General features: G+C 38.4%; 18 protein-coding genes. 14 read left to right on the forward strand and 4 right to left on the reverse strand.

Annotated features, from left to right (window positions below):
* Nucleotides 1-211 precede the first annotated feature (211 nt).
* Entirely contained in the window at nucleotides 212-520 is a 309-nt protein-coding gene (locus ACJ004_RS20970; protein ID WP_410895082.1) for a hypothetical protein, read from the reverse strand.
* Nucleotides 521-722: 202 nt separating this feature from the next.
* On the opposite strand from ACJ004_RS20970, the gene ACJ004_RS20975 reads away from it, so the two are divergent.
* From ACJ004_RS20975 to ACJ004_RS20985, 3 genes are all read left to right on the forward strand, one after another.
* Complete coding sequence (locus ACJ004_RS20975; protein ID WP_410895083.1) at nucleotides 723-1,220, forward strand: DUF5946 family protein; 498 nt, start codon at nucleotides 723-725, stop codon at nucleotides 1,218-1,220.
* Nucleotides 1,221-1,674: 454 nt separating this feature from the next.
* Entirely contained in the window at nucleotides 1,675-2,019 is a 345-nt protein-coding gene (locus ACJ004_RS20980) for a lmo0954 family membrane protein (protein WP_410895084.1), read from the forward strand.
* Between the two features lie 62 nt (nucleotides 2,020-2,081).
* Entirely contained in the window at nucleotides 2,082-2,720 is a 639-nt protein-coding gene (locus tag ACJ004_RS20985; protein WP_410895085.1) for a PspA/IM30 family protein, read from the forward strand.
* A gap of 48 nt (nucleotides 2,721-2,768) precedes the next feature.
* Here the strand turns inward: ACJ004_RS20985 and ACJ004_RS20990 are convergent, their stop codons facing one another.
* Complete coding sequence (locus tag ACJ004_RS20990) at nucleotides 2,769-3,746, reverse strand: ring-cleaving dioxygenase (protein ID WP_410895086.1); 978 nt, start codon at nucleotides 3,744-3,746, stop codon at nucleotides 2,769-2,771.
* A gap of 380 nt (nucleotides 3,747-4,126) precedes the next feature.
* Here ACJ004_RS20990 and ACJ004_RS20995 point away from each other — a divergent pair, with 380 nt between their 5' ends.
* From ACJ004_RS20995 to ACJ004_RS21030, 8 genes are all read left to right on the forward strand, one after another.
* Nucleotides 4,127-8,470 (forward strand): alpha-amylase family glycosyl hydrolase, encoded by a 4,344-nt coding sequence (locus ACJ004_RS20995; protein WP_410895087.1) that lies wholly within the window; start codon nucleotides 4,127-4,129, stop codon nucleotides 8,468-8,470.
* Between the two features lie 202 nt (nucleotides 8,471-8,672).
* Nucleotides 8,673-9,905 carry a DUF438 domain-containing protein gene (locus tag ACJ004_RS21000; RefSeq protein ID WP_410895088.1) on the forward strand — a complete coding sequence of 411 codons (1,233 nt, stop codon included), beginning with the start codon at nucleotides 8,673-8,675 and terminating at the stop codon, nucleotides 9,903-9,905.
* A gap of 3 nt (nucleotides 9,906-9,908) precedes the next feature.
* Complete coding sequence (locus tag ACJ004_RS21005) at nucleotides 9,909-10,130, forward strand: hypothetical protein (protein ID WP_410895089.1); 222 nt, start codon at nucleotides 9,909-9,911, stop codon at nucleotides 10,128-10,130.
* A 54-nt stretch (nucleotides 10,131-10,184) separates the two neighbouring features.
* Entirely contained in the window at nucleotides 10,185-11,378 is a 1,194-nt protein-coding gene (locus ACJ004_RS21010) for a glucose-1-phosphate adenylyltransferase (RefSeq protein ID WP_410895090.1), read from the forward strand.
* A 136-nt stretch (nucleotides 11,379-11,514) separates the two neighbouring features.
* Nucleotides 11,515-12,306, forward strand: coding sequence for an HAD family hydrolase (locus ACJ004_RS21015; RefSeq protein ID WP_410895091.1), 792 nt, complete (start codon nucleotides 11,515-11,517; stop codon nucleotides 12,304-12,306).
* Nucleotides 12,307-12,489: 183 nt separating this feature from the next.
* A complete protein-coding gene (locus ACJ004_RS21020; RefSeq protein WP_410895092.1) occupies nucleotides 12,490-13,182 on the forward strand; it encodes a BsuPI-related putative proteinase inhibitor in 693 nt (230 codons plus the stop codon).
* 292 nt (nucleotides 13,183-13,474) lie between these two features.
* The gene (gene brnQ / locus ACJ004_RS21025) at nucleotides 13,475-14,854 is read left to right on the forward strand and encodes a branched-chain amino acid transport system II carrier protein (RefSeq protein ID WP_410895093.1); all 1,380 of its coding nucleotides are present in this window, start codon (nucleotides 13,475-13,477) and stop codon (nucleotides 14,852-14,854) included.
* A gap of 400 nt (nucleotides 14,855-15,254) precedes the next feature.
* Nucleotides 15,255-15,455, forward strand: a complete 201-nt coding sequence (locus ACJ004_RS21030; RefSeq protein WP_026568674.1) for a cold-shock protein — start codon at nucleotides 15,255-15,257, stop codon at nucleotides 15,453-15,455.
* Between the two features lie 182 nt (nucleotides 15,456-15,637).
* Here the strand turns inward: ACJ004_RS21030 and ACJ004_RS21035 are convergent, their stop codons facing one another.
* Together ACJ004_RS21035 and ACJ004_RS21040 are read right to left on the reverse strand one after the other, a co-directional pair.
* Nucleotides 15,638-16,129 (reverse strand): hypothetical protein, encoded by a 492-nt coding sequence (locus ACJ004_RS21035; protein ID WP_410895094.1) that lies wholly within the window; start codon nucleotides 16,127-16,129, stop codon nucleotides 15,638-15,640.
* A 122-nt stretch (nucleotides 16,130-16,251) separates the two neighbouring features.
* The gene (locus ACJ004_RS21040; protein WP_410895095.1) at nucleotides 16,252-17,073 is read right to left on the reverse strand and encodes an HAD family hydrolase; all 822 of its coding nucleotides are present in this window, start codon (nucleotides 17,071-17,073) and stop codon (nucleotides 16,252-16,254) included.
* A 275-nt stretch (nucleotides 17,074-17,348) separates the two neighbouring features.
* Here ACJ004_RS21040 and ACJ004_RS21045 point away from each other — a divergent pair, with 275 nt between their 5' ends.
* The 3 genes from ACJ004_RS21045 to ACJ004_RS21055 all read left to right on the forward strand — a co-directional run bounded on the left by ACJ004_RS21045 (nucleotide 17,349) and on the right by ACJ004_RS21055 (nucleotide 19,692).
* Nucleotides 17,349-17,630 (forward strand): hypothetical protein, encoded by a 282-nt coding sequence (locus tag ACJ004_RS21045; RefSeq protein ID WP_410895096.1) that lies wholly within the window; start codon nucleotides 17,349-17,351, stop codon nucleotides 17,628-17,630.
* 106 nt (nucleotides 17,631-17,736) lie between these two features.
* Nucleotides 17,737-17,913: a DUF2187 family protein gene (locus ACJ004_RS21050; protein WP_410895097.1), complete on the forward strand. Its 177-nt coding sequence runs from the start codon at nucleotides 17,737-17,739 to the stop codon at nucleotides 17,911-17,913.
* A gap of 186 nt (nucleotides 17,914-18,099) precedes the next feature.
* A complete protein-coding gene (locus ACJ004_RS21055) occupies nucleotides 18,100-19,692 on the forward strand; it encodes a long-chain-fatty-acid--CoA ligase (RefSeq protein WP_410895098.1) in 1,593 nt (530 codons plus the stop codon).
* The last annotated feature ends 136 nt before the right edge of the window (nucleotides 19,693-19,828 follow it).

Below are 19,828 nucleotides of genomic sequence, written 5' to 3' on the forward strand. Positions count from 1 at the left end.
ATATCAAAGACAACCTGAAAGGGTTGTTTTTTTTGTACTCAAATATAGGTAGAGTGTTCAGTGTTGAAATAAATGTGCCCTTGTAGAAGGAAAAAAGCGTTGCACGGTCAAAAAAAGATAATTTCCGAAAAAAGGCTCTATTATTAAAAAAAAGAAAAAGGGCAATGATTTAAAAAATCACTGCCCTTTTCGATTTACATTATAGAAGAAACTACCTTTTCAAGCGTCTTAATACCTTAAATTCGAAATCATCTTGATTTATATCCAATCCCATAACTTCGTTTCGAAATGTCTTGAAACGTCCGTTTTCAACTTCCAGTGTAAAATATCCTCTTTCACTTAAAAGATTAATATCTCCAATGATATTTTTCCTGGTAACAGGGTCAAATAAATTAACTAAGTTAGGATTACTTGGATGTGGTTTGAATTGGCATCCTTGTTCCACACAAGCCCTAACAATATTTTGGACCTTTGGATGTGCGATACTCTCGATTTTCTTGGTTGCTTCGATACTAACCATAACATCACTCCTTTTCCCGTCTTAAAACGATATGCAAATGGCAATGCGAATATGCAAGCTCTTCTTGGTAACATACTAGCCTAACATTTAATTGAGGGGGTCATTCATTTCCATGCTAAAATAAATTAATATCACTTTCTTATAATAAAATTAGAGGAAAAATAGAGTAGGTTATTTCAATGAAAAATAAAAGGAGAAAGAAATGAGTGAACTGATTATTACATGCCCTGGTTGTGGATTAAGTCTTCCAACCAAATATCTCGAAATAACACACAGGTACAATGCGACAACAGAATGTTATCAGAAATACAGCGAACTTAGCTTATATACTCTGAGTCTTCAAGATAATAATTTTCTTCATCAACATGCAATTGATACATATAGTGCACAACATGTGGGTGGTGCAATGAAGGATATTACAATTGTTTATTCCTTAATTGGATTATATTATGCGATTGAGCATGGTTTTACAGGTAAACAAGTGCATCGTGTCCATATGCTACTTAGTCAACAAAGAACTAAATGGCCTGTATTACAACTTCCCAAAAAGGATTATTCGCATACGGTTGCCGATGTTTTAAAAGAGGAGCCGGGTGTAAAGAGGGACACGATGCTGGGAAATTGGATGCATGATGTCTGGGAGTGCTGGGAACATCAGCACAACTGGATTAAAAAGGTTTCGAGTTCTTTACTCAGCTAAAAATTAGGGTGTCAGCAACCTGCAACCGTATGTTTAGAATAGAAGTTTTAGAATGATTCATTTCATCTAGTGAATGGTGATGTGGTAGGCAGTAAGATGGAAATCTTCCGGTAAAGGTTCTCGTTTGGCGAGAAATGTACGATTCTGAACCCGTTTAAATGTCCGAAGTCTCGTTCCGAAAGCCGATAGGGTAAGATAAAACCCGTTTAAATGCCCGAAGTCTCGTTCCGAAAGCCGATAGGGTAAGATAAACCTTTATGCGGCCGAATGAAGTTTTTTTTAGAAAGATGCTTAGATTAATAGGATTTGGGTCAGTCTCTCACACTTTAGAGCAGTTGAGGGACTGACCCTTTCTACGTCTTAGGACTGAGTTAAAAATCAAACTTAGGCGCAATTATGATCATTCAAGAAAAAAGGTATGATGATATCAAGATAAACAAAGGAGGAAAACAAAATGAAGAAATTTGGTTTAATTGTAGCAGGTGGGATTGCTGCCATCGTCCTACTTTCAAGCATTGGTCCGATGATAGGACTTATAGTAAGTGTGGCACTGCTATATTTCATCTACAAAAAGTTTTTAAAGACAGAATCGACGGGATGGAAAATTGGTTTAGCGATTATCGGAGGGATTGTCTTGATCGCTTCTTTACACAATATTCCTGCGATCATTGGCGTTGCAGCTGCCTATGTTCTATACCTTGTCTATAAAAACTGGAACCGTAACAAACAAGTTATGGTTAAGGAAGAATCAGATCCGTTCATCAATTTTGAAAAGCAATGGAATGAGTTACAAAAATAGTATGAGGTTTGGAATACAAAAGCAGTTACTCACTAATGAAATATCAAAAAGGAGAGAATAACATGACAAACTTATTTACAAGAATTAAAAACACGATTACCGCTGATTTACACGAGGCACTTGATCACAAAGAAAAGCAAAATCCAATTGCGCTTCTTAATCAATACCTTCGCCAATGTGAGCAGGAAACAGAAAAGGTTCGAAAGCTGTTAGAGCGCCAACATACCTTGAAGGATGAATTTCAAAGAGAATACCAGCAAGCAGTGGAACTAGCAGAAAAAAGAACCTATCAAGCGGAGGTTGCTTCAAAAGCGGGGGAAACCGAGTTATATCAGTTTGCTGCAGCAGAGCAGCAGCAATACACCGAACGAGCAAACCGTCTCCGTACTTCCCTAGAACAAGTTAAAGCCCAGCTAGGTGAGCTAGAAAGAAAGTATGAAGAAATGAAGCATAAGGTAAAAGACATGCATCTTCGCCGCATGGAATTAATGGGCCGTGAAAATATGACACGTGCCAACCTTCAAATCAACCAAGTGCTCGATGCCAATTCATACTCTGATCAATCTTACTCAAAGTTCAAGGAGATTGAAAACTACCTTGACCGCTTAGAGAATCAAGTGAACAGCTCTTATTACCGCAGTACAATTGATGCCCGCGTGGCACAATTAGAAAAAGAAATGAAAAAAGAAACCATTTCATAATCTCTGAAATGAACAAAGAGCGAAGCATCACTGCCTCGCTCTTTGTGCTTATTCTTTGATGAATTCTTTGGTACTTCTAACGGTATCAATCGGACGAACTAATTTCTCAATTTGTGAACGTTTTGGTTCTAGGAACGGCGGTAGAGATAATTTTTCACCTAGTGTTTCGTAGGGCTCGTCACCCATAAATCCTGGGCCGTCCGTGGCAAATTCAAATAGGATTTGTGGTGCCACTCTTGTATATAAGGAACCGAAAAAGAAACGATCCACGAACCCAGACGTTTGGAACCCGAAGCTTTCCATATGTCCAATCCATTCTTGTAAAACGGAGCGATCATCGACACGGAATGCCGCATGGTGTACTGTCCCGAAACCTTGGCTGGCTTGAGGAAGGATCGCATTATACTCGACAATCACTTGTGCGCCATTTCCGCCCTCACCCACTTCAAATAAATGAAAGTCACCTTCTTTTGCGATCTCTTTAAATAAAAGGACTTTTTCCATCATTTCTTTAAAGTAATCGAAATTGGCAACACGAACAAAGATGGGACCTAATCCTGTAATCGCAAAGTCTAGTGGAATGGGGCCATTTTGCCATGGAGTACCTGCTGGAACCCCTTGATTATTTTCATCTGAAATCAATTGGTATTGCTGGTCATCAAAATCAACGAATGACAGTGTTTTTTTACCAAATTGTTCTTTTATTCCTGTATGTTTTACTTCTAAACGGTCAAACCTTTTCTCCCAATATTCAATCGCCGCATCACTTGGGACACGGAATGATGTTTTTGATATTTCATTTGTCCCATGTATACCTTTAGGAATGCCGGGAAAATCAAAAAATGTCATATCAGTCCCCGCACTTCCAACATCATCGGCAAAGAATAAATGATAGGTTTGTATATCATCTTGATTCACGGTTTTCTTGACTAGTCGCATCCCCAACACATAAGTGAAAAATTCATAGTTTTTTTCGGCACTGCTTGTAATGGCTGTTACGTGATGTATCCCTTTTAATCCATTCATTGTAAATCCTCCCATTGCCTTCAATAATTAATTTTTATTTAAAAAAGACTCTTTACTAGTATCTTCAATGCTCCATTGAAATATTGTTTTCAATTCAAATATCTCTAATTCGAGATAAATATATCATGAATGAAGGAGGCTGTCAAAAAATATTATTGACTCTTAGGCTGATATCTTCTTTTCAAAAACAAGAAATAATTAATAGAAAAGTCCGAAAAATAGGATAAATGGCATGCGCTCAAAGGACAAAAAGGGCGTAAAGGCGCATTCTTATCAAAATATTGATGATGAGATAATAACATAAAGTAAGCGCTTTCCTTGTTAAGACAAGCAAACGCGACGCTTGCCTAAAAAATTATTACTAAAGGGGAGGAAAATGAATGAAAGGAAAACCACGTAAGTTTTTTAGTTATCTTGCACTTTTAGCTTTAATTGCGCAAACGATTGCTGGGACCGCTTTTTTTCATCCGATGTCATCCAAAGCGGAGGGTCGTGTTGTGACACTTGTCGGTAGCCTACAGGATGAACTCGGAGGTTCTGGTGAATGGAATCCTGCTGAAACTGCCACTCAAATGAAGCTGCAGGAGAATGGGAAGTACATACTGAAGGGTACACTGCCTGCAGGAAACTATGAATATAAAATTGCAATAAACGGTTCATGGGATGAAAACTATGGAGTGAATGGTGCTCCTGGAGGTGATAATTACAAGTTGTCTCTAGATAATGAACAACAGGTTACGTTCCTCTATGATGATAGTACGCATCGAGTTACGTTACCGATTGAACTGCCAGATGATCAAAAGCCACGGATTGTCGGTGATATTCAGCCAGATCTTAATGCTGGTGGAGATTGGGCTCCTGATCAATCAACGGCGATTTTACAGGACGAGGATCATGACAATCTATACACGTTAACCGCTCATGTTCCTAAAGGAAAGCATGAATTTAAGATCGTGCTTGGGAACAATTGGAGTGCACCTGCATATCCAGCTAATAACTTTGTATTAAATGTATTAAAAGACGCAACGGTTACGTTTTTTTATAACCATGATACAAAAGAAGTCTACACCGATTATGATCCTGGTTTGCCAGATGGGAATGTCCAGGGGGATAGGCTTTATCACGATACATGGGATTCAGCATACCGTTCACCGTTTGGGGCTGTAAAAGCTGGGAACAAAGTTAAGCTTCGTCTCCAAGCAAAGAAGGGTGACTTAACCGGTGCAAAGGTTCAGTTAAAGAACTACAACACGGGTAATACCGTCACAGTAGATATGGAATATGCGGGCTGGCTTGAGCAAAAGGGAGCGCTTGTTGAGTTTTGGGAAGCAGATGTGAAGCCGGAAGTAAAAGGGGTTTACGGGTATAAATTTATTGCCCGTGACGGAGAAGGTCAGAAAGAGTATGGGGAAGACGTCCAAGAAGGTGGAAAAGGGACCACTTCAGATTCGAATGCTTCATTATTCCAGCTAACGGTATATGACCCATCGTTTAAAACACCTGATTGGATGAAGGAAGCAGTCGTGTATCAGATTTTCCCTGATCGCTTTAACAATGGAAATAAAAAGAATGATGATGCAAAAACCAATGCGCGCGGTGAAGAGCCGATTGAGCATCAGGATTGGAGCAATTTACCGGATAATCCTCGGTTGGAAAATACGGATGGATATGTTAATGATGCCATTTTTTCAAATGATTTCTTTGGAGGAGATATCGAAGGAATTCAAAAGAAATTAGATTATATTCAATCATTAGGTGTCAATACACTCTATTTAAATCCAATTGCTGAAGCGGCATCAAACCATAAATATGATGCTGCAGACTACAAATCAGTAGACCCAATGTTTGGATCCCCTGAGGAATTCCAAGCATTTGCTAAAGAATTAAAGAAACGCAAAATGCATTTAATCCTAGACGGTGTATTTAATCATGTCGGTGATGATTCAATTTACTTTGACCGGTACGGGAAATATAAAACGGTTGGTGCATATGAATACTGGTCTGCCATCTACGACCTTGTCAATACAGGGGTTGCAGAAGACGTTGCTAAAAAACAGGTGGAAGAAAAGTTTAAAAAAGAGGGACAAGTTTTTAGTCCATACGGCTTCCAAAACTGGTTTAACGTCCAAAATGAAAAGGTGGATGGCGTATATAAATACCAATGCTGGTGGGGCTATGATTCGCTTCCAGAAATCAAATCGATTCCTGGTGAAGTTGTGGATTATCCATCCGAACTAAATAATAAGTCATTCGCCAATTATATTATGTATGATGACGATTCAGTAGCCAAATCATGGCTTAACAACGGCTCATCAGGCTGGCGTTTAGACGTTGCAAATGAAGTGGATCCTGAGTTTTGGCGTGAGTTTCGTCATGAGCTGAAAACAGGAAAGAAAGACGATCCATTAATTCTTGGTGAAATCTGGGATGATGCTTCGGAATATTTCCTTGGTGACTTATATGATTCCGTTATGAATTACCGATTCCGAGGTGCAATGATTGATTACTTAAAAAGTGGAAATGCAGAAGGAGCAGAAAATCAGCTCAATGCCGTTTATGAAGACTATCCGAAGGAAGCTTTTTATGCCCTCATGAACTTAATGGGCTCTCATGATACTGCACGAGCTTCCTTTATTTTAGGGAACGGTACAGATTCTTTTGAAAGGGCCGAGCTGGATAAAAACTATAATCCGAAGCTTGGGGTTCAGCGCTTAAAGCTTGCTGCCATCCTCCAAATGGGATATGCTGGTGCACCAACGATTTATTATGGCGATGAAGCAGGTGTAACCGGTTCTAAGGATCCAGATGACCGAAGGACCTATCCATGGGGTAATGAGGATATGGAGCTGATCAAACATTATCAAACGATTGGAAAAGTAAGAACGGATTATCATGATTTGTTTAGTTATGGGGATTTGACCCATCTGTATGCAAAAGGGGACTTGCTGGCTTTTTCTCGTTCAGACAAAAAGAATGTAGGTGTCGTCCTAACAAACCGAGGTAATGAGGAAAAAACAGTGGAGCTTAATATGGAAGATTTTTTAATTAATGGAATTAAGTTCACTGATCAGCTTGATAAAAAATACACGGCTATATCAAAAGATGGAAAGCTGACCGTTACCGTTCCAGCGATGAGCGGGCGCATGCTTGTATCCAATAAAGGCCAAAACTTAAAACGTCCGGCAGTGGTAACGGCATTAACCGCTAAGGAAGGCAGCCATAAGGCAACGTTAAAATGGGAAGCTGACGCGAAAAAGTATGCGATTTACCAAACGACGATTTCAGGAGCTTTTTATCAAAAAGTAAAAGAAACCTCTAGCAACACAGTAACGCTTGATGGTTTGGACAATGGTCGTAAATATTACTTTGCTGTTGTGGCACTTGATAAAAACGGAAATAGCTCTGAAAAGGTAGAGACCACGACTGCCGTCATTCCGCACGTAGAGTTAACTGAAGAAAATTACAAGATTGATAACGTTACCGCCCTTGAACCTGGTATCATCGACCTTTCCAAACCGGAAACGGTCACAGCCAATATTTATATAAAAGGAGAAACAGAATCAGGACAAATGGACGGCTTGCAGGCAAAGCTAGAAGTCAAACAGCCAGGAAGTGTTCACTGGAATGTGTATAAGGCAAGGTATGTGAATCAACTGGAAACATCGAATGTTTTAAGTGCTAATTTCCTTCCATTTACAGAGGGAACCTATGAGTATCGTTTTGCTTTCTCAAACGATCTGGGACGAAGCTGGATAACAAGCGAAACGCAGTCAGTAAGCTTTGCAAAAGGGGACGATACGACAGCTCCAGCCGAAAAAGTAACCCTAGACCAGCCAGAGAAGGAATCCGGACAGGTCAATCTTTCCTGGAAGGTAGAAGGCGCTAAGGATCCCTATATGATTGCGATTGTCCGTGATGGTGAAATGATTGATCAATTGTTCGATCTTACAAAGCAATCATATCGAGATATCAACGTAACAAATGGAAAATCGTATATGTATGAAGTTCAGATTTATGACCGGGCTGGAAATATGGTGAAATCCAACGCTGTTTCTATCACCCCTGAGCTTGTAACCGTAAAGGTAACATTTAAAGTGAATGCACCTGCATACACACCGCAAGGCATCTACATTACCATACCTGGAAGTAAAAACGGCTGGAATACGGGAGCATGGCAAATGACACGCGGCGGTGCTGTCACCAATGATTATGAATATACGGTGGAAGCACAGGAAGGCGAAGTGCTAACTTACAAATACGTAAAAAATGGCACATGGGATCAAGAAGGCTTACCTGATCATACAGCAGCAAATACCAATGATGATGACATCAGTTTTTATGGGTACGGAGCACAAGGTACTGACCTGTCAGTTGTTGTCACAAACCAAGGCGGCAATCAAATGGTGGTTCAGGATAAGATTCTCCGCTGGATTGATCAGCCATTTGTGGTGACCTCTCATACAGACGGGCAGACAGTGTCTTCTGAGAGCATCACATTACAAGGTAATTCAATTAAAGATGGAGTTCTTACCATCAATGGAGAGCCTGTAACAATCAATAGTGACATGAGTTTCTCTCATACCATCAAATTAAATGCAGGAGAAAACAAACTTAGTATTCACATCGAACCATCAGAAACTAGTAAATCAACAATCTTTAAAAATGATGGCGGAGCTATTGCTAAAGCTACCAAAACAATCGAATATATTATAAATAAAAACTAATAGAAGAGCCTCTTTCCTATAGATAGGAGAGAGGCTCTCATAATTTTTTCATGCTTAAAGGAATAAACTTTTCGTTCCTAAAGTTTTCACAATTAGCTTGTTACCAATGATGTTAATCACAATCAAACATTTTCGAAAGTGTTAAGTTATTAATGAGAATAAATATCAAATGCAATTTGTAATAGTGAAGGAGAATCCTGATATGAGTGAAATCATTAATAACCGTGAACAACAACCTATAAAGAATACTGAACGCTTAGCGATATTAAAACAACTGTTTGTAGATCTTCATCACGGTCGAAACCTGGATGAGATTAAAGCTCATTTTGATGCGTTTATCGGGAAAATAACCGTCGATGAAATTACCCAGATTCAGCATGATTTTGTGGAAGAGGGAAGTATTTCTGCTGACGAATTTCAACATATTTATCAGCAGCATACGTCTATTTTTCAAGGAGCGATCGAGGAAAATACGCACCAAAACAGTAGACCAGAAGACCAGCCAGGGCACCCTGTTCATACCTTTAAACTGGAGAACCAAGAAATTGATAATTTGTTAACCACGAGGCTTCAAGTACATGTAGAGGAGTTTGCATCAGAAGAATCTGCTGAACATATCTTTCAGCTAATTGAAGATATCAATCTTTTGTTAGATATTGATAAGCACTATAGCCGGAAAGAGAATTTGATTTTTCCTTATTTAGAAAAGTATGGAATCTTTGGTCCGACTACCAATATGTGGAGAATCGATGATTTCATTCGTGATGCCATTAAGGATGCTAGACAAAAGCTTGCCAATTATCACGGTGATAAGCAGGCTGTTCTTGCAGTTTTAAATTATGTAATTCAAGAAGTGGCAGGGATGATTTATAAAGAAGAGAACATCCTTTTCCCGATGGCCCTAAATAATTTTACCGAAGATGAATGGGTGAAAATAGGCCATGAAAGTGATGAAATTGGTTTTTGTCTGATTGATTCTGCCGCAGTGTGGAAGCCGGAGAGAAACGCATTAGAAGACAAGGCCATCTCTGAAGGATATATTCAAATGGAAACAGGCATTCTCTCATTAAAGCAGCTAGAGCTGTTATTAAATCATCTACCGGTCGACATCACGTTTATAGACCAAGATGATGTGGTTCGCTATTTCTCACACGGTAAAGAAAGAATTTTTGCACGGACCAAGGCTGTCATTGGGCGAACAGTTCAAAACTGTCATCCGCCAAGAAGTGTCCATGTTGTAGAGGAATTGTTATCAGACTTTAAGTCTGGCAAAAAGGATTGTGAAGATTTTTGGATTAAATTCAAGGATAAATATGTATATATTCGTTACTTTGCTGTCCGTGATGAGAACGGAAAGTATATCGGAACACTTGAATTCACCCAAAACATTGACCCAATCCAAGCTATTGAAGGGGAAAAAAGAATTTTATTTTAGGTTATGAAATTAAGAAAACTGCCATTCCAAATGACGGAGGTAATCGTCAAGAAATGGCAGTTTTTTTATAGAATTGTAAAAACTTCATTATCTACTATTACGACAATACTAGCTAAATTTAGTGTTTGGACCATTTTTAGTGTCGATAAAAAAGCTGGACATTTTCACAAAGCTGTAACAGGTTCAGCGGAAAAATGGAAGAAAACGGAGATAATAAGAGTATAAGTAGTTGCAATGATGTGCTCATTCGAAGGAACTAATTTTACGAGGAGGGAAACAATGAAAAAACAAAAATGGATTGCTTTGCTTTTGGCTGGTGGAAAGGGAACAAGATTAAATCTGCTGACAAAATCACTAGTTAAACCAGCAGTCCCATTTGGTGGGAAGTACCGTATCATTGATTTTACCTTAAGTAACTGCAAGAATTCTGGAATTGAGACGGTAGGCATCTTAACTCAGTATCGGCCATTTGTATTGCATTCACATCTTGGCCAATGCAACTATTGGAATCAGTATAGTAGATTCGGGGGCTTAACCATCCTTCCGCCATATCAACGCAATAACTCAGGAGTAGAGTGGTATGAAGGTACATCACATGCTGTCTTTCAAAATATTGAATTTATCGAGGAGCATAAACCTGAGTATGTTCTCATTTTATCTGCAGACCAAATCTATAAAATGGATTATTCATTGATGCTTGAGCAGCATATCGAAACAAAGGCCGACTGCACCATCGCCGTCGTTAAAGTTCCGTGGGAAGACGCCAGCCGCTTTGGACTGATAAAGATCGATGAAGAAAGCTATAAAATTATCGAATTCGAAGAAAAACCAGAGAATCCAACGACAAATTTAGCATCCATGGGTATTTATATTTTTAAATGGTCCGTGTTAAAAGACTATTTACTAAAAGAGGAGCTAAAAGAATTTTCCAAACGAGATTTTGGCAAGGATATTATTCCTTCCATGCTGAGTGATGGTTTGGAACTCTATGCCTATTATTTCAATAATTATTGGAAGGACGTCGGTACGGTCCGTAGTTACTGGGATGCTAATTTGGACCTTTTGAATAGCGAGAGTAACATTTTCCTGCAGAATCCGGAGTGGAAAATCCATACTGTCGAAAATAATGCCCCCCCGTTATTTATAGATGAATGTGCCAGGTCGCAGCAAAGTTTATTGAGTGAAGGTTGTGAAATATACGGGACGATTGAAAAATCCGTTGTGTTTAGCGGGGTGAAGATTGGAAAGGGAGCACGAATTAAAAATGCAGTCATCTTGCCAAACACAATCGTTGAAGAGAACGTCTGGATTGAAAATGCCGTCATCGGCAGTGAAACGATCGTCAAGAGTGGTGTCATCATTGTCTCGAAGGATCCCGATACACATTTAATGGTGGTCGGAAATAATGCAATCGTGGACCCGGCCATCCACGATTTATCCACCAAAAACAATGTGTTAACGGTATCATCTTAAGACTTGAAGCGGTGCAACAAACGAATTGTCGGCATCCTTCCCTAATAAATGTATAAAAAAATTCAGAATCATATATTTTTAATTTTTAAAATGGTAAACTAGTAAAAATATCTTTTGTACAAGGGGAAGGTCACCGATGATTAAAGCGATTTTTTTTGATTTAGATGATACACTGCTTTGGGATCAAAAAAGTGTAAAGGAGGCTTTTGCAGCTACCTGTAAGGTAGCAAAGGAACGGTACGGGGTTGACGTGGATCAACTAGAGGAAGCCGTTCGAGAGGCTGCTAGTAACATATATGCTTCCTATGATTTTTATCCTTTTACACAAATGATAGGAATCAATCCATTCGAAGGTCTATGGGGTAATTTTTTAGATGATCATGATGATTTTAGAAAAATGAAGGAAATGGTACCTATTTACCGGAAAGATGCTTGGACAGCGGGTTTGAAAGCTTTGGGAGTGGATGACGATGATTTTGGAATGGAGTTGGCGGAACGTTTCCCGCAAGAGCGCAGGAAATTACCGTTTGTATATGAGGAATCCTTTAAAATTCTTGATAGGTTAAAAGGGAACTATCAGTTGTTGCTATTAACCAATGGTTCACCAGATCTTCAAAGAACAAAATTAGAGATTACACCGGAACTGGTACCATATTTTGATCAAATTGTTATTTCAGGGGATTTTGGCAGAGGAAAGCCTGATGCGACCATTTTTGAACATGCACTTGAACGACTTTCCGTCCAAAAGGATGAAGTTATTATGGTGGGGGATAATCTCATGACTGATATTCTTGGCGCGAATCGGGCAGGGATCAAAACAGTGTGGATTAACCGACATGATAAAGTCAGAAATGAAGTTATTCCTACTTTTGAAATTAAACATTTGGAAGAACTTTTTCCTTTATTAGAGGAATTGAAATCGAACTAACAAATATTTGTACAATAAAATTGCTGTCGATGTAGGGCTTGCCCTATATTTATGGCAATTTTTTTGGTTTTGCTGGAAATTGTCGATCGTAAATATTTTATAAAACATGTAACTTTGTTTCCCTTTTCGGCGACTATATGGCTAAGACCAACAAATATCCTTTTTGGAAAAGAGGAGAAAAAAATGCGAAACAATAAATGGTTCCCTTTTATCGGTTCAGCATTAATGATGGGCATGTTATCAGGTTGTGGAAATGGAGAGGCTCCAAAGGGCAGCGCGGAAGGTACAAAGATAGATGTTCCCAAACAGAATGAGATAGCAGCTAAATTCCATGCCACGATTGAAACGAAGCCTGTTAACCATTCAATGATCATTCAATACAAGGTTAAAAATCTTTCGGACAAAACACAAAAACTAACTTTTACCAGTGGATTAGAAGCTGATTACATTGTCTATGATTTACAAGGAAAAAAAGTCAAACAATATTCGGATGAGGTCATGTCAACACAAGCGATAAAGGAAATAGAGTTAGGAAGTAATCAAGAAATTGCTAAGAAATTTACGATTTCAGATCTTCCCAATGGCCACTTTAAGATCGAGGTGTTCTTAACAGCAAAAGAAGAGGAAGCCAAAGTGGTGACCGACTTACTCGTAGAAAATTCATTTAACAAAGGAAGCGGTGTGCTCGTTGGTCAAATGGATCCTCATACGATTGAAGTAGATATCGAAGGCAAGAAGGTAGCTTTTCAGTTAACAGAGGATGCTATAAAGCAATTACCAACACTGAAGGAAGGCAATCAAATATCCTTTTTATACTCGGAAAGTAAAACCGGACAAAAGTTGATTCATAAATTTATCAAGGAAAGAACTAAATGATAGTGTTTTTAAAGAGGTCTTTGTTGAAAGTGGACAAAGGTCTCTTTTCGTTTTTCTAATCTTACATACTTATTATTTTGAAATAATAGAAAGTCGTTAGCTGGTCACGATTAACAGCTTTTGTAAAGTTATGAATATACTAGTAAAAATGTCATGAAAATAAAAAATTCTTCTTTCAAAATTATCAAATTAATCTCAAAAATAGGTTGATATTAGATGACAAGGATAGTAATATTATTGTCGGACTATATTGAATACAATCAGAAGAAACATCTAGGTAGGAGTAGTTAATATGCAAAATAAATTACCATTTTCAAGGTATTTCGTGATAGGAGTCATGTTGTTTGCGTTGTTTTTCGGGGCAGGGAATTTAATTTTTCCCGCAGCACTCGGGCAGAATGCAGGTTCAAACGTATGGATGGCCATTATTGGTTTTTTAATTACTGGTATTGGATTGCCGTTTCTAGGAATTCTGGCGATGGGGTTCTCAGGAAGTAAGAACTTAGAGGAATTGGCAAGCCGCGTTCACCCGCTCTATGGGGTGATCTTTACTGCCCTTCTTTATTTAACGATTGGGCCATTTTTTGCGGCACCTAGGACAGGCGCTGTCGCCTATGATATTGGGATTGCACCGTTCATAAGTGAAGGTTATGGACAAGTTGGTTTATTTGTGTTCACCTTGCTGTTTTTTATCGTCACCCTGTGGTTTTCGTTGAATCCAGCCAAGCTCGTGGATCGGGTCGGGAAAATCCTTTCTCCTGCCATTATTATTCTTATATTTATTTTATTAGTAATGGTTGTTGTCAAACCACTTGGCTCGATTGAAGCGCCGCAACCGGCTTATGCAAACGGGGCGTTCTTAAAAGGATTTATGGAAGGCTATAACACCATGGATGCGTTGGCATCACTTGTTTTTGGAATCATCGTAATCAATTCGATTCGTTCAATGGGTGTAACATCTACACGCGGGGTTCTATTAGCTTCTGCTAAATCAGGGCTAATTGCCACCATTTTTCTTGGTATCATTTATGTGGGGGTTGCCTACTTAGGGGCGACGAGCATAGATGCATTCGGACTTTTCGATACGGGAGGTCCTGTTTTAGGAAAGGCATCATCCTATTATTTTGGAACGGTCGGAACGGTTATGTTATCGGTAATTATCCTGCTTGCTTGCCTGACAACAAGCATCGGCTTGATGTCAGCGTGCGGCGAATACTTCCATATGCTGATTCCTAAAGTCAGTTACAAAATGTGGGTACTATTCTTTTCACTCGTCTCGTTTGTCATCGCCAACTTTGGGTTATCGAATATCATTAATTTTTCCATTCCGGTCTTAATGCTTCTATATCCATTGGCGATTGCGTTAATGCTGCTGACATTTTTATCGAAGCTGTTTAACCATTCACGAATAGTATATGCTGCTGCAATTTCCGTCACTTTTATGATCAGTGTCATCGATGGGTTTAAAACATTATGCGATTTACTTGGAATCGAATATTTTGGCTGGCTTGCACAAATTGTTGGGTTTTATGAACGAGTATTGCCTTTTTATAAAAATGGACTTGGCTGGGTGTTACCAGCATTAATTACGATCTTAATTACGGGAATTATCGTCCGTGTCCAGAATTTCTCTGGAGTCCGTGTTAAAAACAAGACTGAAAGTGCCTTATAACATCGAAAAAGCGGTGTTTTCAATATGCTTTTTATGGAAGTTTCCACGAAATCTTTTAATAGAAGGCTATTTTCGCATAGATTGTTGTTTTCGTATAAGTTCATCAACCCGTAAAACTATATGCTTCGTGGCGTCTTTCCGTAAGAACATTTGCGAAAATTGTCTAGAAACTTAGTAAATGACCCATATAAAGCTCCAAAAGCAACAAAGTTTACGAAAAGAGCCTAATAGAGATAGAATTCCTCCATTATACCTATTTGCATTCCTATCAATTCTCTGTTATAGTTAAGAAGAATTATTTTTGTTAGTTGTAGGATAATAAGTGCTAAACTTTCTGTCTTGAAGAACTGAGCAAGGATAGTAACACAATGTGTGCACAGCACACGAGGAGGAAACAACAATGGAACAAGGTAAAGTAAAATGGTTTAATGCAGAAAAAGGTTTCGGATTCATCGAACGCGAAGCAGGAGACGATGTATTCGTACACTTCTCAGCTATCCAAAGCGAAGGCTTCAAAACTTTAGACGAAGGTCAAGCTGTTACATTTGAAGTAGAACAAGGTCAACGTGGACCCCAAGCTACTAACGTTCGTAAAGCATAATTGAACCTAAATATAAAAGACTCTCTTAGTGGAGTCTTTTTTTGTGCTTAAATATAATTAAAAAACCCTACTCTGCAGTTGAGTAGGGCTGTCTTATGAAACGTAAAGTAAATGGTAAATAAAGTATAACATATAATCATCCCAATCCCTAACTTTTTTAGAGATTGAATTACTTATATGCTTTAATTCGCGACGCGGTTTTGTTTTTGGTATCGGGTTTTAAACATGCCTGTTGGCTTTTCCCAAAAGTAGGGTAAGTGAACTGTATTTTGATTGAAAAGTTCAATCAGTTCATAGAAATTCTTCATTTCGTATAAATTAAAGGCAATGCCATTTTCTGTTTTTACCTGAAAATAACTTGTGATCGTATTATTTTCACCAGCAGATTCTTTCTCATAATAGAGGGTTTCGGATACGTCCTCCCAGAGATAATCATTAACAAGTATCCCGTTTCGCTTGTTCACGAGGGTGACTCTAAAACCATTTTCATGACAGATAACCATCGTGTCATTTCCAAAGTAATACATAAATAGAAAAATGACCAGGGCAAGAATTATGATAATAGACCCAATCAACACATTAATAAACATGAATCCAATCCCGATAAAACAGAAAATGAGTCCAAAAATACCGGAAGATTTTGATGATGTTTTATTTGAGAATTCTCTGTTCATAAAAAAATCCCTCCTTTAATAAGAAGGGTATGCTTTCCACTTTATTAAATGACTTAACGAGTCTTATAGAATAAATGAAAATTAAACGACAAATTATGCAGAATAATAGATGATATCTATTATTATAGTATTTGCTCTTCAGCCTTTAATAACTGTAACAGCTCCCGAACCGCATAGGAAAAACCATCTTCATCATTTGTTTTTGTAATGATATCAGCCTTTTGTTGAACATGGACAGGGGCATTTCCCATCGCAACAGAAGTGGTCGCTACTTCAAATTGGGCAAGGTCATTTCCGCCGTCACCAAAGGCAATAATTTCTTCAAACGTAAGATCCATCATTTGCTGGTAACGTAATAATGCCTTTCCTTTATGGGCTTCACTAGACGTAATTTCCACATTATTTGGAAAAGAGGAAGCTATTGAAATATCAAATTTCCCTGCTAAAGCAGCTTTAACCTCTTCAATTTTTTCTAAATCCTCAGGGTGGACTAAAGCAATCAGTTTATAAATTTTTAGATTGTCTTTTTCAAGAATTTCATCATAATTAAATGTTTGAAAAAGGTTGTCAAGTTCTTGTTTACTTTTGCCATGTAAGGGCGGCAATGTGGACGGAAAACCCCCATAATTGGTGTAAACCAGAATACCGACGCCTAATCCTTTTAATATCATAAATATATTTTTATAGGTGGAAGTGGTTAAAGTTGCCTCGTACATCAGTTCTCTAGTTTCTGAAAATAAAACAGAACCATTGATACAAAAAATCGGAATCTCCATATTTTGAACGGCTTTTAATTTAATTACATCTGCGTAGGCGCGGCCTGTATTTAAAATAAGGCAATGGCCTTCTGCCTTTAATTCATTCAGGACACTCTCATTATTTGCGGAAATTTCATGCTGAGAGTTTAATAAGGTACCATCTAAATCAATTGAAATACATTTCATAGTGTATATATTCCTTTCCATTCCATCATAAAGATAACTATATCAGATTTAAACACGAAAAAGTGATTCCAAATTTATGGATTAAGGCGAAATTGTGGTGCCTGACACCAATTTTTAGGAAAAAATGTTTGGATTTTTGACAATTAGGTTGAAATTACATTTTTTTCCTCCTATAATCAATACAATAACTTTATTGGTAAATGTAGTTTTCCCCCTTTCACATTTTACTTTTTCACGGATTCTTTTTAAGAATAAGAGAGCAGGAGTGAATAGTGATGATTACGAGAATAAATGAAATTGCTGGATTTCTTTATGATTTTGAAAGATATGCTCAACTTGATGGTACGAAATACTTTTTTACATTAAACACAGTCAGTCCCAATGGAACACTTACGATAATGAAGTATCCAGAGGGACATTTTACTTACCACCGAAAAAATGAAAATTATTGGGACATTAAAGAAATACCGATTGAACAGGATATGTTATCTGAAATCATCTGGGGATTTAGGAAGACCATTAACGAAATGATCTTAGAGAGCTCGATTGCACTATAGTTGTTTCAGTAAATCCAACGAGGCCTTTGATCTATCAAAGGCTTTTTTCTTATTTATAAAGTATTTTATAGGAAAATTATGGACAATCTAAAGTCGAGGTGATGAAATGGCAACGGCAAAAATTGGCGATGTAATTTCCTTTGAACGAGATGGAAAGAAACTTGAAGGTGTCGTTTCTGGTATCAGGGAAAACTCTGTTATGGTTCAATATGGTTTTTCGAAAGAAAAAGATGAACCACTGACAACCATTGTAAACCATAAAAATTACAAAATTAAGAAGTAGTACAATCGAGTGTGGGATGACCGTCTCCACTCATTTTTTTGTTTAAAAATATATTCTGAAAAATCAATTTATTAATTGACAAAAGGCTATTTTTGGGACGAGAATAGACTTGTGATGTAAACATCGAAGGGATCAATACGCGAAAAGGTTACCCATCACTCTCATAAAAATAGAGGAGTTGGTAAAATGTTTTCCCCATTAACCCCATTAGACTGGAAACGGAGGGCGGTGAAGTATTATCCAAATAAAACAGCCGTCATCGATGGAGACAAAGAATTTACATATCAAGAATTCGGTAAGCGTGTCGATCAATTGTCCCTTGCTTTACACCAAGCAGGAATCGTTCAAGGTGACCATGTTGCGGTCATGCTGCCCAACACGCATTATATGCTGGAGTGCTTTTATGGAATCTGCCAGTTAGGTGCTGTCATGGTACCGTTAAATTACCGGCTTTCCGAGGGAGACTTAGAGTATATTATTCGCCACAGTGATGCGAAAATGTTAATTGTCGATGAAGAATTTTGCGCGCCGATTGAAAAAATAGTCGACAATCTTCCACTCGAACAAATTATTATTGTTTCAGTACCAGGACAGGAAACATCGTTGGCTGGGGTAGATTATGAGGATTTTCTGCAACATACATTGAAAGCGATGTCATTACCTGAGATAGATATCGATGAAAATCAACTTCTGACGTTAAACTACACAAGCGGCACGACATCTAAACCAAAGGGAGTCATGCTTACCCATCGTGGCAATTACCTGAATGCCGCTAATTTCATGTATCACTTGGGTGTCAATCATGATGATGTCTATCTTCATACCTTACCGATGTTTCATGCCAATGGCTGGGGCGGTGTATGGGCAGTGACCGCAGCAGGTGGGACCCATGTCTGTTTAAGAAAGGTGGATCCGCCGAGAATTCTTGATTTATTTGAAAAAAAGAACATCTCACTCTTATGCGGGGCGCCAACGGTCGTAAATATGCTAATCAATGAGCCAAAGGCGAAAGAAATAAAGATTAATACAAATCCTCGGATGGCAACAGCTGGGGCACCTCCAGCGGCAGCATTGATTCAAAAGGCACAAGAGCTCCTTGGCTTAAATATGATTCACGTCTATGGGCTAACGGAAACATCACCGTTCATCCTTTACTGTGAGTGGAAAAAAGAATTCGATACAAAGCCGGCCGATGAACAAGCCGCCATCAAGGCACGACAAGGAATCGAATTGGCATTCAATGGTGAAACAAAGGTCGTTCATCAGGACGGGGAAGAAGTAGCTTGGGACGGAGAGGAATTAGGGGAAATCATTACTCGTGGCAACGTCGTGATGGCAGGATATTACAAGGATCCTATCACAACAGCAGCGGCAATCAGGGATGGGTGGTTCCATACGGGTGATTTGGCTGTTACACATCCAGATGGATTCATTGAAATACGAGATCGTGCGAAGGATTTGATTATATCCGGAGGCGAAAATATCTCTTCTACAGAGGTAGAAGGAGTTCTTTATAAGCACCCGGCTGTATTGGAAACAGCGGTGATTGCCATCCCTGATGAAAAGTGGGGCGAGGTTCCAAAAGCCATTATTGTCTTACAACCAGAGGCAAATGTAACCGAAGATGAAATTATTGATTTCTGCCGTTCACAACTTGCACACTTTAAAGCGCCGAAATCGGTGGAATTCGTAGAAGCTTTGCCAAAAACAGCAACAGGGAAATTGCAAAAATTTCGGTTAAGAGAAATGTTCTGGGCCGGTCCAAAGCGAGTCAATTAAAAATAGTGAATTGGAGTTCTTTCCCTTTAGTATGGGAAGGACTTCTTTTTTTGTGCGGTAATCAAACTGAAAGAATAAATAAAAATAAAACGATAAGCATTTAATTGGCACCAAATGGATAAATCAGGTAATCTGT

It is taken from the genome of Neobacillus sp. 204 (assembly GCF_046562815.1).
GTDB lineage: Bacteria > Bacillota > Bacilli > Bacillales > Cytobacillaceae > Neobacillus.

Excerpts from the sequence above, each read along its gene's own strand:
- ACJ004_RS20970 (WP_410895082.1), bottom strand. The coding sequence starts at position 520 with ATGGTTAGTATCGAAGCAACCAAGAAAATCGAGAGTATCGCACATCCA.
- ACJ004_RS20975 (WP_410895083.1), top strand. The coding sequence starts at position 723 with ATGAGTGAACTGATTATTACATGCCCTGGTTGTGGATTAAGTCTTCCA.
- ACJ004_RS20980 (WP_410895084.1), top strand. The coding sequence starts at position 1,675 with ATGAAGAAATTTGGTTTAATTGTAGCAGGTGGGATTGCTGCCATCGTC.
- ACJ004_RS20985 (WP_410895085.1), top strand. The coding sequence starts at position 2,082 with ATGACAAACTTATTTACAAGAATTAAAAACACGATTACCGCTGATTTA.
- ACJ004_RS20990 (WP_410895086.1), bottom strand. The coding sequence starts at position 3,746 with ATGAATGGATTAAAAGGGATACATCACGTAACAGCCATTACAAGCAGT.
- ACJ004_RS20995 (WP_410895087.1), top strand. The coding sequence starts at position 4,127 with ATGAAAGGAAAACCACGTAAGTTTTTTAGTTATCTTGCACTTTTAGCT.
- ACJ004_RS21000 (WP_410895088.1), top strand. The coding sequence starts at position 8,673 with ATGAGTGAAATCATTAATAACCGTGAACAACAACCTATAAAGAATACT.
- ACJ004_RS21005 (WP_410895089.1), top strand. The coding sequence starts at position 9,909 with ATGAAATTAAGAAAACTGCCATTCCAAATGACGGAGGTAATCGTCAAG.
- ACJ004_RS21010 (WP_410895090.1), top strand. The coding sequence starts at position 10,185 with ATGAAAAAACAAAAATGGATTGCTTTGCTTTTGGCTGGTGGAAAGGGA.
- ACJ004_RS21015 (WP_410895091.1), top strand. The coding sequence starts at position 11,515 with ATGATTAAAGCGATTTTTTTTGATTTAGATGATACACTGCTTTGGGAT.
- ACJ004_RS21020 (WP_410895092.1), top strand. The coding sequence starts at position 12,490 with ATGCGAAACAATAAATGGTTCCCTTTTATCGGTTCAGCATTAATGATG.
- brnQ (WP_410895093.1), top strand. The coding sequence starts at position 13,475 with ATGCAAAATAAATTACCATTTTCAAGGTATTTCGTGATAGGAGTCATG.
- ACJ004_RS21030 (WP_026568674.1), top strand. The coding sequence starts at position 15,255 with ATGGAACAAGGTAAAGTAAAATGGTTTAATGCAGAAAAAGGTTTCGGA.
- ACJ004_RS21035 (WP_410895094.1), bottom strand. The coding sequence starts at position 16,129 with ATGAACAGAGAATTCTCAAATAAAACATCATCAAAATCTTCCGGTATT.
- ACJ004_RS21040 (WP_410895095.1), bottom strand. The coding sequence starts at position 17,073 with ATGAAATGTATTTCAATTGATTTAGATGGTACCTTATTAAACTCTCAG.
- ACJ004_RS21045 (WP_410895096.1), top strand. The coding sequence starts at position 17,349 with ATGATTACGAGAATAAATGAAATTGCTGGATTTCTTTATGATTTTGAA.
- ACJ004_RS21050 (WP_410895097.1), top strand. The coding sequence starts at position 17,737 with ATGGCAACGGCAAAAATTGGCGATGTAATTTCCTTTGAACGAGATGGA.
- ACJ004_RS21055 (WP_410895098.1), top strand. The coding sequence starts at position 18,100 with ATGTTTTCCCCATTAACCCCATTAGACTGGAAACGGAGGGCGGTGAAG.